At 63.2% G+C, this 12,736-nt stretch carries 13 protein-coding genes; 8 read left to right on the forward strand and 5 right to left on the reverse strand.

Annotated features, from left to right (window positions below; translation table 11 throughout):
• Positions 1-120: 120 nt before the first annotated feature.
• The gene (ppk2, locus tag HA052_RS21930) at positions 121-1,002 is read left to right on the forward strand and encodes a polyphosphate kinase 2 (RefSeq protein ID WP_346774578.1); all 882 of its coding nucleotides are present in this window, start codon (positions 121-123) and stop codon (positions 1,000-1,002) included.
• Positions 1,003-1,052: 50 nt separating this feature from the next.
• Here the strand turns inward: ppk2 and HA052_RS21935 are convergent, their stop codons facing one another.
• Positions 1,053-1,523 carry a hypothetical protein gene (locus tag HA052_RS21935; protein WP_166453592.1) on the reverse strand — a complete coding sequence of 157 codons (471 nt, stop codon included), beginning with the start codon at positions 1,521-1,523 and terminating at the stop codon, positions 1,053-1,055.
• Positions 1,524-1,644: 121 nt separating this feature from the next.
• The gene (locus HA052_RS21940) at positions 1,645-2,535 is read right to left on the reverse strand and encodes a LysR family transcriptional regulator (protein ID WP_166453593.1); all 891 of its coding nucleotides are present in this window, start codon (positions 2,533-2,535) and stop codon (positions 1,645-1,647) included.
• A gap of 471 nt (positions 2,536-3,006) precedes the next feature.
• Here HA052_RS21940 and HA052_RS21945 point away from each other — a divergent pair, with 471 nt between their 5' ends.
• From HA052_RS21945 to rraA, 7 genes are all read left to right on the forward strand, one after another.
• Complete coding sequence (locus HA052_RS21945) at positions 3,007-3,318, forward strand: DUF485 domain-containing protein (RefSeq protein WP_081545527.1); 312 nt, start codon at positions 3,007-3,009, stop codon at positions 3,316-3,318.
• Positions 3,315-4,994, forward strand: a complete 1,680-nt coding sequence (locus HA052_RS21950; protein ID WP_166453594.1) for a cation acetate symporter — start codon at positions 3,315-3,317, stop codon at positions 4,992-4,994. Before HA052_RS21945 ends, HA052_RS21950 begins: the two co-directional genes overlap by 4 nt.
• A gap of 110 nt (positions 4,995-5,104) precedes the next feature.
• Positions 5,105-7,069, forward strand: a complete 1,965-nt coding sequence (gene acs, locus HA052_RS21955; protein WP_081545529.1) for an acetate--CoA ligase — start codon at positions 5,105-5,107, stop codon at positions 7,067-7,069.
• A 146-nt stretch (positions 7,070-7,215) separates the two neighbouring features.
• Complete coding sequence (gene rsxB / locus HA052_RS21960; protein ID WP_166453595.1) at positions 7,216-7,911, forward strand: electron transport complex subunit RsxB; 696 nt, start codon at positions 7,216-7,218, stop codon at positions 7,909-7,911.
• On the forward strand, positions 7,908-8,555 hold the full coding sequence (gene nth, locus HA052_RS21965; protein ID WP_081545531.1) for an endonuclease III: 648 nt from the start codon (positions 7,908-7,910) through the stop codon (positions 8,553-8,555). The genes rsxB and nth overlap by 4 nt, the downstream gene beginning before the upstream one ends.
• Before the next feature lie 69 nt (positions 8,556-8,624).
• A complete protein-coding gene (locus HA052_RS21970; RefSeq protein WP_166453596.1) occupies positions 8,625-10,106 on the forward strand; it encodes a Do family serine endopeptidase in 1,482 nt (493 codons plus the stop codon).
• Positions 10,107-10,231: 125 nt separating this feature from the next.
• Positions 10,232-10,720 carry a ribonuclease E activity regulator RraA gene (gene rraA, locus HA052_RS21975; RefSeq protein WP_081545532.1) on the forward strand — a complete coding sequence of 163 codons (489 nt, stop codon included), beginning with the start codon at positions 10,232-10,234 and terminating at the stop codon, positions 10,718-10,720.
• Between the two features lie 136 nt (positions 10,721-10,856).
• On the opposite strand, the gene HA052_RS21980 is transcribed toward rraA, so the two are convergent.
• The 3 genes from HA052_RS21980 to panC all read right to left on the reverse strand — a co-directional run bounded on the left by HA052_RS21980 (position 10,857) and on the right by panC (position 12,735).
• Entirely contained in the window at positions 10,857-11,270 is a 414-nt protein-coding gene (locus tag HA052_RS21980) for a GFA family protein (protein WP_240937481.1), read from the reverse strand.
• A gap of 228 nt (positions 11,271-11,498) precedes the next feature.
• Positions 11,499-11,879, reverse strand: coding sequence for an aspartate 1-decarboxylase (gene panD, locus HA052_RS21985; RefSeq protein WP_166453597.1), 381 nt, complete (start codon positions 11,877-11,879; stop codon positions 11,499-11,501).
• Between the two features lie 22 nt (positions 11,880-11,901).
• Positions 11,902-12,735, reverse strand: coding sequence for a pantoate--beta-alanine ligase (gene panC / locus HA052_RS21990; protein ID WP_166453598.1), 834 nt, complete (start codon positions 12,733-12,735; stop codon positions 11,902-11,904).
• Between the last annotated feature and the right edge of the window lies 1 nt (position 12,736).

The raw sequence follows: 12,736 nt of genomic DNA on the forward strand, positions 1-12,736 counted from the left end.
CCCCTGCCCGCGGAAGCCGTCGCCGACGCACACCCGCCGGCCGTCAAGCCGCCGCCGCGCCGAGCCGCCGCCCACCGCCGCACCAATGTGGAACGCGCCCATCAGGAATCGGTGCAAGCCATCGAAACCGTCAGCCAACAGCCGGTGGCCTTGCAAGTGGCCGCCGCGCCGCAGGGCAGCGCGGAGGACAGCGTCAGCGCCGAACTGCCTGCCAGCTATCCTTACCGTACGCGGATGCGCCGCCCGGAGTACGAGCAGCAGAAACAGGCGCTGCAGATTGAGCTGCTGAAAGTGCAGAACTGGGTAAAGGAGAGCGGCCAGAAGATCGTGATCCTGTTTGAAGGCCGCGACGCCGCCGGCAAGGGCGGCACCATCAAACGCTATATGGAACATCTGAACCCGCGCGGCGCGCGCGTGGTGGCGCTGGAAAAGCCGTCGGACCGCGAGCGCGGCCAATGGTACTTCCAACGCTATATCGAACATCTGCCCACCGCGGGCGAGATTGTGTTCTTCGACCGCTCCTGGTACAACCGCGCCGGCGTGGAGCGGGTAATGGGCTTTTGCCATCCGCACGAGTATCTGGAGTTCATGCGCCAGACGCCGCAGCTGGAACGCATGCTGGTCAATAGCGGCATCCGCCTGTTCAAATTCTGGTTCTCGGTCAGCCGCGAAGAGCAGCTGCGCCGCTTCATCTCGCGCCGCGACGACCCGCTGAAGCACTGGAAATTGTCGCCTATCGACATACAGTCGCTGGACAAATGGGACGACTACACCGCGGCCAAGGAAGCGACCTTCTTCCACACCCATACCGGCGACGCGCCGTGGACGGTGGTGAAGTCCGACGACAAGAAGCGCGCGCGGCTTAACTGCATCCGCTACTTCCTGTCCCGGCTGGACTACCCGGGCAAGGACGCGCACGTCGCCAGAGCGGCGGACCCGCTGTTGGTGGGCGAACCGCACAGCATGGACGCGGAGGACAGCGACGCCTTGTTGCGGATTTGAGCCGGCCGCCGGGTTCCAGAGAAGAAGGAGCCCGGCCCGCTAATGCCGGATCAGGCTTTTTGGCGTTTCCACACCCGCCTGGCGTCGCAAGCGGCGCGCAGGGGGGTGGACGACAGGCTGGTGGCGGCGAAATGCCCCACTTGGCGTGAAACCTTGGACAAGGCGGAACCGGACAAGCTGCCCACCTGCCAGGCATGGCGCAGCGGGTGCAGCGAGGGCGAGTCGTCGCTGGCGGCGTCCAACCGCGCCTGCACGTCGCGGTTCACCTCGGACAGCCAGCGCTCGGTCAGCAACATCCAGTCGCGCTGGGTATCGGCTTGCGCTTGCAACAGATTGGCGCCCACCAACAGGGTATCGTCCAGCCTGCGCTCCAGATCGCCCTGCGACATCGGATAAGCCGGCGCAAAAGCCGACCACCAGCCGATACAGGCCTCGTGCTGCGCGTCCAACAAGCGCTGCTGGCCACGCTCCACCGCGTTGCGGTAGCTCTCCACCGCGCCGATCAACCAACTACGGGTCATTGCCACTCCTTCGGTCAAACCAGGCGACCAGCGCGCTTTCGCGCGGCAAGCGCCTCAGGAGCCTGTTTACGGAGACAAAGCGTTGCGGCTGAGTAAAAGGCGCAAGCGTCGTAAACAGGTTCTAAGCCGCAACGGCGGGCAAACCCCACACTTGCAGCAACTCTTGCAACAAGGTTTCCAGCACCGGGTCGCCTCCCCGGTCCGCTGGGTAAACAAATTGCAACTCGGCCAATTTGCGCACATCCGGCAGTACTGTCAACCTGCCGGCGTCCCGCCAGGCTTGCGCCGCGTCTTCCCGCGCCAGCGCCACCCCCACTCCGGAGGCCACCAGTTCAAGGATAGCGTCGAGATGATCGCACTCCGCTACCTTCTTAGGCGAAATATTAAGTTCGCGCCACAACTCCGCGGTGATTTTGGAGAGGCTGGAGAATTGCGAAATGCCTATCCACGGCAATTTGCCCAATTCCTTTAGGCCACCGGCCAAACGCGGCGCCCAGGCGGCGGGCAAAACGATGCGGAACGGCAACTCCGCCAACTTGACGGTGGAGACATTCACATAAGGGTTCTTACCCAGGTAGAAGCCGGCGTCCAGCTCCTTCTTGCGCACCAGGTTCAGCACATCCACCGTCACGCCGTGGCGCAGCTGGATGTCCAGCAAGGGATAGCGCTCCACCAAACCCGCCACCCAAGGCCCGATTTTCAGCGTGTCCGGCGTCAGCGTGATGCCTATCCGCGCCTTGCCGGACAACTGGCCCTTCAATTGCCTGGCATGGTTGATGATGCCGCTGGCCGCGCCCAGTATCGCCTGCGCCTGCGGCAACAACTCTTGGCCGATGCGGGTCAGCGACACGCCTCCCGCGCTGCGCTCGAACAACTGCATGCCCACTTCTTCTTCCAGGGCCTTGATTTGCGCGGTGACCGCCGGCTGCGACAGATGCAGCAATTCGGCGGCCTGTGTCAGGTGCCCTTGCTGAGCGACGGTGACAAAGGTGCGCAACTGATAGATTTCCATGTTCTCCCCTGACTTGGATGCCTGACAGCGGGCCGGATCGCCGCGTGCGACGGTCATGGGCGACATGACGGCAGGGCTCCGACGCCCGTTTGAGCACGGCCGCGCAATGCGGCTGCATGGCGGCCTGAGGCCGATGGCGGGTTTTTCTTGTGCGAGCCATTTTCAGCGTAATGCCGGCTAAATAACAAGCGTTTTGTGCCTCGCCGCCACTCTGTCCAAGCCGTTGCGCCAAGGCGTTCGGCCACCAAGACAAGTAGGACAAACCCCGGCCGCACAAACAACAGCACAACAATTTCACACCGAATAGAGAGCAAAAATTCTAATGCAACATATTGATTTAATTTGATTTTTGCACCGCACCATCGGTCTGAATAATTTTACGCATCAAAAAAAGCGATTAGATTCGCCGCCACAGCCTCCCTTATGTTTTTAGCAGCGGCACCCTAAGTCGCGACTACAAAGGAGGATGCAATGAACGAGGACATACTCAAGAAAGTGCAGTCCAATCCCAAATTCAAGGAACTGGTGCACAAGAAAACCAGCCTGGGTTGGCAGCTCACCCTGATCATGCTGGTCATCTATTACGGTTTCATCCTGGTGCTGGCGTTCTCGCCGGCCACGCTGGGCCATCCGATCAGCGCCGGCGCCACCATGACCATAGGCATACCCATCGGCGTGCTGATCATCCTCTCGGCCTTCGTGCTGACCGGCATCTACGTCCGCCGCGCCAACACCGAATTCGACCTGCTCAACCAGCAAATCGTCGAGGAGTCCAAACAATGAAGCAACGCGTCTCGCAACTGGCCTGCGTCGCCGGCGTTCTACTGCCCTCCTTGGCCATGGCGGCCGGGACCATTGAGGGCGATGTCAAACAACAGGCCACCAACTGGCACGCCATCATCATGTTTCTGCTGTTTGTGGCGTTTACGCTATGCGTCACCTATTGGGCAGCTCGCCGCACCAAGTCCGCCAGCGACTTCTACGCGGCAGGCGGCGGCATCACCGGTTTTCAAAACGGCCTGGCGATCGCCGGCGACTATATGTCCGCCGCGTCCTTCCTCGGCATTTCCGCGATGGTGTTCGAAAAAGGCTACGACGGCCTGATCTACTCGATGGGCTTCCTGGTGGGCTGGCCGGTGATCCTGTTCCTGGTGGCCGAACGCCTGCGCAACCTGGGCAAATACACTTTCGCCGACGTCGCCTCCTACCGGCTGCAACAGACGCCGGTGCGCAGCTTCGCCGCTACCTCCACGCTGGTGGTGGTGGCCATCTACCTGATTGCGCAGATGGTGGGCGCCGGCAAGCTGATCCAGCTCTTGTTCGGCATGAGCTACACCTCCGCGGTGCTGATGGTGGGCGTGCTGATGGTGTGCTACGTGCTGTTCGGCGGCATGCTGGCCACCACTTGGGTACAAATCATCAAGGCGGTGCTGCTGTTGTCCGGCGCCACCTTCATGGCCATCATGGTGCTGGCCACCGTGGGATTCAGCCCGGAACTGATGTTTGAGAAAGCGGTGGCCGCGCATAGCAAGGGCATCGCCATCATGGCCCCAGGCAAAACAGATCCTATCGACTCGATCTCGCTGGGTCTGGCGCTGATGTTCGGCACCGCCGGCCTGCCCCACATCCTGATGCGCTTCTTCACCGTGTCCGACGCCAAAGAGGCGCGCAAGTCGGTGTTCTTCGCCACCGGCTTCATCGGTTACTTCTACATCCTCACCTTCATCATCGGCTTCGGCGCCATCATGCTGGTGCTGAACCAGCCGGGCATGATGGAAACCGTGGTCAAGAACGGCAAATCCGTCACCCAGCTGATCGGCGGCAACAATATGGCCGCGGTGCACCTGGCCGAAGCCGTGGGCGGCGACATGTTCCTGGGCTTCATCTCCGCGGTGGCCTTCGCCACCATCCTGGCGGTGGTGGCCGGCCTGGCGCTGTCCGGCGCCTCCGCGGTGTCGCACGACCTGTACGCCAGCGTGATCAAGAAAGGCAAAGCCAACGAGGCCGACGAAATCCGCGTGTCCAAAATCACCACCGTGGTGCTGGGCGTGGTGGCCATCGTGCTGGGCCTGGTGTTCGAGAAGCAGAACATCGCCTTCATGGTGGGCCTGGCCTTCTCCATCGCGGCCTCGGCCAACTTCCCGGTGCTGTTCCTGTCCATGTTCTGGAAAGGACTGACCACGCGCGGCGCGGTGATCGGCGGCTTCATCGGCCTCTTGTCCGCAGTGGTGCTGATCGTGCTGGGACCGACGGTCTGGGTGGAAGTGCTCAAGCACGAACACGCGGTGTTCCCGTACAAGAACCCGGCCATCTTCTCGATGACCCTGGCCTTCGTTTCCACCTGGCTGATCTCGGTGCTGGACAAATCCCGTCAGGCCGACGAGGAAAAAGCCAAGTTCGAAGCCCAGTTCGTGCGCGCGATGACCGGCATCGGCGCATCCGGGGCCTCCAAGCATTGACATTGACATAAGACCGGGCCGAGGATGTCGGCCTGCCTTAAACACCCACCGCGCCGCTCCAGCGGTTCCGGAGCGGCGGCATGACAATAAAGCTAATCCAGGAGAAGTTTATGTCCACGCTAGAATCCGTCCTTAAGGAAACCCGCAGCTTTCCGCCTTCCGACGATTTCCGCCAGAAAGCGGCGATCTCCGGAATGGAGGCGTACAACACGCTGTGCGAGCAGGCGGACGCAGATTACCTGTCGTTCTGGGGCGACCTGGCGCGCGACCTGATCACCTGGAAAAAACCGTTCACCCGCGTGCTGGACGACAGCCAAGCGCCGTTCTTCAAATGGTTCGACGACGGTGTGCTCAACATCTCCTACAACTGCCTGGACCGCCACCTGGCAGTCAACGCCAATCGCATCGCGCTGATTTTCGAGGCCGACGACGGCGCGGTCACCCGCGTCACCTATGCCGAATTGCACCGCCGCGTCTGCCAGTTCGCCAACGGCCTGAAGAGCCTGGGCGTGTCCAAGGGCGACCGCGTGGTGATTTACATGCCGATGGTGATCGAAGCCATCGTGGCGATGCAGGCTTGCGCGCGCATCGGCGCCATCCACTCCGTGGTGTTCGGCGGCTTTTCCGCCGGGGCGGTGCGCGACCGCGTCCAGGACGCCGGCGCCAAGCTAGTGATCACCGCCAACGAAGGCCTGCGCGGCGGCAAGAGCGTGCCGCTGAAAGCCACGGTGGACGAAGCACTGGCGATGGGCGGCTGCGACAGTGTCAAACACGTCGTCGCTTATCAGCGCACCCAAAACGCGGTCGCCTGGAGCGAGGGCCGCGACGTATGGTGGCACCAGCTGACCAGCGGTCAGCCGGAACAATGCGAACCGGAATGGATGAACGCGGAGGACCCGCTGTTCATCCTCTACACCTCCGGCTCCACCGGCAAGCCCAAGGGCATTCAGCACAGCAGCGCCGGCTATCTGCTGGGCGCCGCCAACAGCTTCCGCTGGGTGTTCGACTACAAGCCCAACGACGTGTTCTGGTGCACCGCCGACGTGGGCTGGATCACCGGCCACAGCTATATCTGCTACGGCCCTTTGGCCAACGGCGCCACTCAGGTGATTTTCGAAGGCGTGCCCACCTATCCGGACGCTTCCCGCTTCTGGCGCATGATAGAGCAGCACAAAGTCAGCATTTTCTACACCGCGCCCACCGCCATCCGCTCGCTGATCAAGCTGGGCGGGGACCTGCCCAAGCAGCACGATCTGTCCAGCCTGCGCCTGCTCGGCACCGTGGGCGAGCCGATCAACCCCGAAGCCTGGATCTGGTACCACGAAACCGTGGGCGGCGGCCGCTGCCCCATCGTGGATACCTGGTGGCAGACCGAAACCGGCTCTATCCAGATTTCGCCGCTGCCCGGCGCGGTGGCCACCAAGCCCGGTTCGTGCACGCTGCCGCTGCCCGGCATCATGGCCGACATCGTCGATGAGTCCGGCGCCCAGGTGGACCCAGGCCGCGGGGGGTTCTTGGTGATCAAGAAACCCTTCCCCAGCTTGGTGCGCACCATCTGGAATGATCCGGAGCGCTTCAAGAAAACCTATTTCCCGGAAGAATTCAACGGCCAGTACTACCTTGCCGGCGACTCCGCCAACCGCGACGAGAACGGCTATTTCTGGATCATGGGCCGCATCGACGACGTGTTGAACGTGTCCGGCCACCGCCTGGGCACCATGGAGATCGAATCCGCGCTGGTGGCCAACCCGCTGGTGGCCGAGGCCGCAGTGGTCGGCAAGCCGCATGAGGTGAAGGGCGAGGCGGTGGTCGCCTTCGTGGTGCTCAAGGGCGCTCGCCCGCAGGGCGAGGAAGCCAAGAAAGTGGCGGCCGAGCTGAAAAACTGGGTGGCGCACGAGATTGGCAAGATTGCCCAGCCGGACGACATCCGCTTCGGCGAAAACCTGCCCAAGACCCGCTCCGGCAAGATCATGCGCCGCCTGCTGCGCTCCATCGCCAAGGGCGAGGAGATCACCCAAGACGTGTCCACGCTGGAAAACCCGCAGATTCTGGAGCAGCTCCAACATCCGCTGTGATCAAGCCATCGTCGGCCTCACCCGCAGGAGCCGTCGCGCAAGCGACGGCTTTTTCATTCCTTTCGCGCCCTCATCGGCCATCCGGGTGTTGAAGCCATTCGCCGTAGCGTCGATAATTAGCGGTTTTTCAAGTGGAATCCGACAGCATGCCCGCTATCCCCCTGGTCGAAAGGATCGACGCCCTGCTGCCCCAGACCCAATGCGGACAATGCAGCCACGCCGGCTGCCGACCGTATGCGGAGGCGCTGGCGGAAGGCCGCGACCCGATCAACCGCTGCCCGCCGGGCGGCGACGACGGCATCCGGGCGCTGGCGGAGCTGCTGGGCCGGAACGTCATTCCCTTCGCCGCCGACGGCCCGCAGCCCAAACCGCGCGCGCTGGCCGTGATACGCGAAGACAGCTGCATAGGCTGTACCCTATGCATCCAGGCCTGTCCGGTGGACGCCATCGTAGGCGCCGCCAAGCAGATGCACACCGTCATCGCCGACGAATGCACCGGCTGCGAGCTATGCCTCGCGCCCTGTCCGGTGGACTGCATCGACTTGGTTCCGGTGGCCGACCCGGCCGACGGCGAGCGCGACCGCGTGATGGCGCGCGCCGCCCAGGCCCGCATGCGCTACGAAAGACGCCAAGCGCGAAAAACGCGCGATCAAGAGGACAAGGCCAGACGCTTGGCCGAGCGCGCCGCGGTAAGCGCCGCGCCGCCTCCCCCGACCGCAACGCCGGTCGCCGCGGCCGCCCCCGTGCAGGCGGCCGACAAAAACGAATTGATCCGCAAGGCGATGGAACGCGCCGCCGCGATGCGCGCCGCCCGCGAACAAGCAGACAAGGACAAGCCGTGAATGCCGTCAAACGCAAAGAAATATTCGCCCGTCTGCGCGACGCCAACCCTCACCCCACCACCGAGCTGGAGTACAGCAGCCCGTTCGAACTGCTGATCTCGGTGCTGCTGTCGGCACAGGCCACCGACGTCGGCGTCAACAAGGCCACGCGCCGGCTCTACCCCGTGGCCAACACCCCGGCGGCCATGCTGGCGCTGGGAGAAGAATCGCTGGCGGACTTCATCAAGACCATAGGCCTGTACAAAACCAAGGCCAGAAACGTGATCGCCACCTGTCGCCTGCTGCTGGAAAAGCACGGCGGCGAAGTGCCGCAAACCCGCGAGGCCTTGGAGGCTCTGCCCGGCGTCGGTCGCAAAACGGCCAACGTGGTGCTGAACACTGCTTTCGGCCAGCCCACCATCGCGGTGGACACCCATATTTTCAGGGTATCCAACCGCACCCGGATCGCGCCCGGCAAAGACGTGCGAGAAGTCGAGGATAAGCTGGTAAAATACATCCCCGACGAATTCAAAATCGACGCGCATCACTGGCTGATCCTGCTCGGACGCTATGTCTGCAAAGCCAGGAAGCCGGAATGCGAGCGCTGCGTCATCGCCGACCTCTGCGAATATCCGGCAAAAACCGTTATGATTAAAGACAACTGAATCAAATACTGGAAAAACTCTGGTTCCGCCCTTATTTTCCGCATAGACATCAACCTAAAAGGATAGCCTGTGACAACGTATCTGCGCACCCTGGTTGGCGCCTTGCTCGCAGCCTCGTTGCTGTCCGGCTGCGACAAGGTCGAGCGCTTCTTCAAAGGCAACTCCCAGCCCGCGCCGGTCGCCATTCCCGCACAGCAGGATGGCCGCGTCGCCATGCTGCTGCCGGACTTCACTCAATTGGTCACCCGCGACGGACCGGCGGTAGTAAACATCCAGGCCAGCCGCGAAGAGAGCGCCGGCGCCCAAGCCAGCAACCTGCCGATTCCCGTGCCGGAAGACGACCCGCTGTACGACTTCTTCCGCCGCTTCATCCCCAATCATCCGCCTCAGCGCGAACAGCCGCAGGAAGAAAGCGTCTCCTTCGGCTCCGGCTTCATCATCAGCGCCGACGGCTACATTCTGACCAACGCCCATGTGGTGGCGGACAGCCAGCAGGTCAAGGTGATGCTGACCGACAAGCGCGAGCTGCGCGCCAAGCTGGTGGGCGTGGACAAGCGCACCGACGTGGCCTTGCTGAAAGTGGCGGCGGCGGACCTGCCGGTGGTCAAGATAGGCAGCCCGGCGGACTTGAAGGTCGGCGAATGGGTAGCCGCCATCGGCGCGCCGTTCGGCTTCGACAACACCGTCACCGCCGGCATCGTCTCGGCCAAGGGCCGCAGCCTGCCGGACGAGAACTTCGTTCCCTTCATCCAGACCGACGTGGCGATCAACCCCGGCAACTCCGGCGGCCCGCTGTTCAACCTGCGCGGCGAAGTGGTGGGCATCAACTCGCAGATTTACAGCCGTTCCGGCGGCTTCATGGGTATTTCCTTCGCCATCCCCATAGACTTGGCGATGAGCGTGGTCGATCAGCTCAAAGCCAAGGGCAAGGTCAGCCGCGGCCAGTTGGGCATCAACATCCAGGAAGTGACCCAGGAACTGGCGCAGTCCTTCGGCCTTCAGCGTCCCAGCGGCGCGCTGGTGGTTCGCGTCGATCCCAAGGGGCCGGCCTCTCGCGCCGGCCTGCAAGCCGGCGACATCATCCTGAAGCTGGACGGCAAAGCGATAGAAAGCTCCAAGGATCTGCCGGTGCAGGTCGGCTCGTTGCAGCCGGGCACCAAGATCAAGCTGACGGTGTGGCGCAAGGGCGTGGAAAAGGAGCTGGAAGCCACGCTGGCGGAACTGGCGCAGGACGCGCCAAGCACGCAACAACCTCAGGAGGAAAGCTCGCCGCAGGGCTTCCAGTTCGGCAAACTGGGCCTGACGCTAAGCGAATTAACGCCTAACCAGCGCTCGGAGCTGGGCGTGCGCGGCGGCTTGCTGGTCCAGAAAGCGCAAGGCCCCGCCGCCCGTTCCGGCCTGCAGGCGGGCGATGTGATCCTGGGCTTGAACCAGGTCGAAGTCTCCACCATCGCCAACTTCGAAAAAGCCTTGGCCAGCGCCAAAGGCCATATCGCCCTGCTGGTGCGACGCAACGAGGCCGTATTGTTCGTGCCTCTGCGGCTGGAATAAACCCCCGCCTCAATACGCAACGCCTAAAGCCGCCGTCAGGCGGCTTTTTCATTTCTCCGGCATATCGCCCGCGCACCCGCGCTGCTAGGATTAAGCTTTCGCCATCCGCCCACAGGAGAGCCACCATGGACTTTCACACTGCCGATCTATGCGATCAGTTCGACGAGCAACTTCAGGTATTGATGCCCTCCCTGCAACGCTACGGCGGCCAGGCCCGCTTTTTTGGCCGCATCGAAACCCTGAAGCTGTTTGAGGACAACAGCCTGGTCCGGGAAGCGCTGAGTCAGAACGGCGCCGGCAAGGTGCTGGTGGTGGACGGCGGCGGCTCGCTGCGCTGCGCGCTGCTGGGCGATCAACTGGGCGTGCTGGCGGTGGCCAACGGCTGGGCCGGCGTGGTGATCAATGGTTGCATCCGCGACTCCGCCGCTTTGAACAAACTGGCGCTGGGCATACGCGCGCTAGGCGTCCATCCGCGAAAATCGGTGAAGCGCGGCGAAGGCCAGCGTAATCTGAGCGTGGAGTTCGGCCAGGTGCGCTTCAGCCCCGGCCACTGGTTGTACGCCGACGAGGACGGCGTGGTCGTCGCGCCGGGCGCGCTGCACCCTGCGCCGTGACGCGCGGGTTCATAGCCTGTTTGCGATCCGCCTCGGGCAGGTAAACGCGCCCCGCTCAAGAGGGCTGGTCTAGCGGATGCGCACTCCGCTTCCTCAGCCCTCTTCGCTCTTGCTCGCGGGATCGTAAACGCGCTGTTCAAGCCTCGCTGCGTTGATAGATGGGCAGTTCTTGCTGCGCGGCGGGGCTGCCCCAGGGCAGGTGATGTTCCCACCAGATATGTCCGGCCGGCGCCACCCATTCCGGATGGTCCAGCGAAGACACGGTGATGTCGAGCTCCTCAGGATCAGACTCATGGCGATAAGTCAGGGTGGAGCCGCAATGCGGACAGAAACCGCGGCTGACCGCCGCCGAGGAGTGATAAAGCACCGGTTTTTCACCGCGCCAATCCAGATCGGCCACGCGAACGGTGAACCAGGTAACGAAGGCAGCCCCGCTGGCTCGGCGGCAGCTTTTGCAATGGCAGTGCACCACATCGTAAGGCTCGGCGCGCAAACGGTAGCGCACCGCGCCGCACAGACAACCTCCAGTCAGATTCTGGCTCGCGCTCATGATGCTTCCCTCGCTGCGGGGTTGACGATGGATTCAGAAACGGCGGCCCCCGCCAGCCCAAACCGGCAGTCAGACACCTCCGCTTTTTAAATATGATTCACCGCCGCCGCCAACGACAAGCCCAAGCGGCAAATTAAGCGGGCCGCCGCCGCCAAGCTGATGTTGTGCCGCAACAAAAAAGCAACGGCCGCCCTGAGGCGGCCGCTAATGGGCGAAACCGGAGATGGATCAGGCCGCCTGCGTCGGGGTTGCGCCCTTGACCTCGGTCATCTGGTTGCCGGCGTCCACGAATACCAGCTTGGGCTGGTGATCCTTCAGCTCCACGGCCTCGTACTGGGCGAAGGAGGCGATAATCAGCAGATCTCCCGGCGCGGCGCGGCGCGCGGCGGAACCGTTGACCGAGATGGTCCCGGAACCGCGTTCGGCCTTGATCGCGTAGGTGGCGAAACGCTCGCCGTTGGTGACGTTCCAGATCTGCACTTCTTCGTACTCCAGAATGTCCGCCGCTTCCAGCAGGTTCTCGTCGATCGCGCAGGAACCGATATAGTGCAACTCGCTGTGCGTGGTGGTTACCCGGTGGAGCTTGGATTTGAGCATATTGCGCTGCATGATTGCATCCTTCGTCCGCTGATCAGCGGAACACTTCGATGTTGTCGATCAGGCGGGTGCGCCCCAGTCGGGCGGCCGCCAGCACCACCAGGCGTTTTTCGCCGGCGTGCGCCACCGCCAGGGTGTCGGCCTGGCGAATTTCCACGTAATCCACTATCCAGCCGGCTTGGGCCAGATCGTCGCGCGCGATCTGCTCCAACGCCGCGTAGTCATGGTCGCCGTCCTGCAGCCGCTGCCGCACCTGCGTCAGGTTGCGGTACAAGCGCGGCGCCTCGGCGCGCTCTTCCGCGCTCAGATAACCGTTGCGCGAGGACAGCGCCAGGCCATCGTCGGCGCGGCCGGTGTCCACCGGCACGATCTCGATCGGCGAGTTCAGGTCGTCCACCATTGCGCGGATCACATGCAGCTGCTGGAAGTCCTTCTTGCCGAAGCAGGCCAGATCCGGCTGCACGATGTTGAACAGCTTGGTCACCACGGTGGCGACGCCGCGGAAGTGGCCGGGCCGGAAGGCGCCGCACAGCTCGTTCTGGATATTCGGCGGCTCCACGTTGAAGTCCTGGCGCACGCGCGGATACAGCTCCTGCTCCTCTGGGAAGAACAAGGCATCCACGCCGGCGGCGCGCAGCTTGTCGCAATCGGCGTCGAAAGTGCGCGGATAAGCGCCGAAGTCCTCGCCCTGGCCAAATTGCAGCCGATTGACGAAGATGCTGACCACGACCTTGTCGGCGCGTTCCCGCGCCGCCTTGACCAGAGCCAGATGGCCAGCATGTAGATTGCCCATGGTGGGCACGAAGGCGAGCTTGCCCGCCTGGCGACGCCAGGCGCGCATCTCCGCCACGGTACGAATGATTTCCATT

This window comes from Chromobacterium fluminis, from assembly GCF_011602385.1.
GTDB lineage: Bacteria > Pseudomonadota > Gammaproteobacteria > Burkholderiales > Chromobacteriaceae > Chromobacterium > Chromobacterium fluminis.

Bases quoted from the DNA above. Each gene is read 5' to 3' on its own strand.
- HA052_RS21950 (WP_166453594.1), top strand. From the start codon at position 3,315: ATGAAGCAACGCGTCTCGCAACTGGCCTGCGTCGCCGGCGTTCTACTG.
- HA052_RS21945 (WP_081545527.1), top strand. From the start codon at position 3,007: ATGAACGAGGACATACTCAAGAAAGTGCAGTCCAATCCCAAATTCAAG.
- panD (WP_166453597.1), bottom strand. From the start codon at position 11,879: ATGCAGCGCAATATGCTCAAATCCAAGCTCCACCGGGTAACCACCACG.
- panC (WP_166453598.1), bottom strand. From the start codon at position 12,735: ATGGAAATCATTCGTACCGTGGCGGAGATGCGCGCCTGGCGTCGCCAG.
- rraA (WP_081545532.1), top strand. From the start codon at position 10,232: ATGGACTTTCACACTGCCGATCTATGCGATCAGTTCGACGAGCAACTT.
- HA052_RS21940 (WP_166453593.1), bottom strand. From the start codon at position 2,535: ATGGAAATCTATCAGTTGCGCACCTTTGTCACCGTCGCTCAGCAAGGG.
- rsxB (WP_166453595.1), top strand. From the start codon at position 7,216: ATGCCCGCTATCCCCCTGGTCGAAAGGATCGACGCCCTGCTGCCCCAG.
- HA052_RS21980 (WP_240937481.1), bottom strand. From the start codon at position 11,270: ATGAGCGCGAGCCAGAATCTGACTGGAGGTTGTCTGTGCGGCGCGGTG.
- acs (WP_081545529.1), top strand. From the start codon at position 5,105: ATGTCCACGCTAGAATCCGTCCTTAAGGAAACCCGCAGCTTTCCGCCT.
- HA052_RS21935 (WP_166453592.1), bottom strand. From the start codon at position 1,523: ATGACCCGTAGTTGGTTGATCGGCGCGGTGGAGAGCTACCGCAACGCG.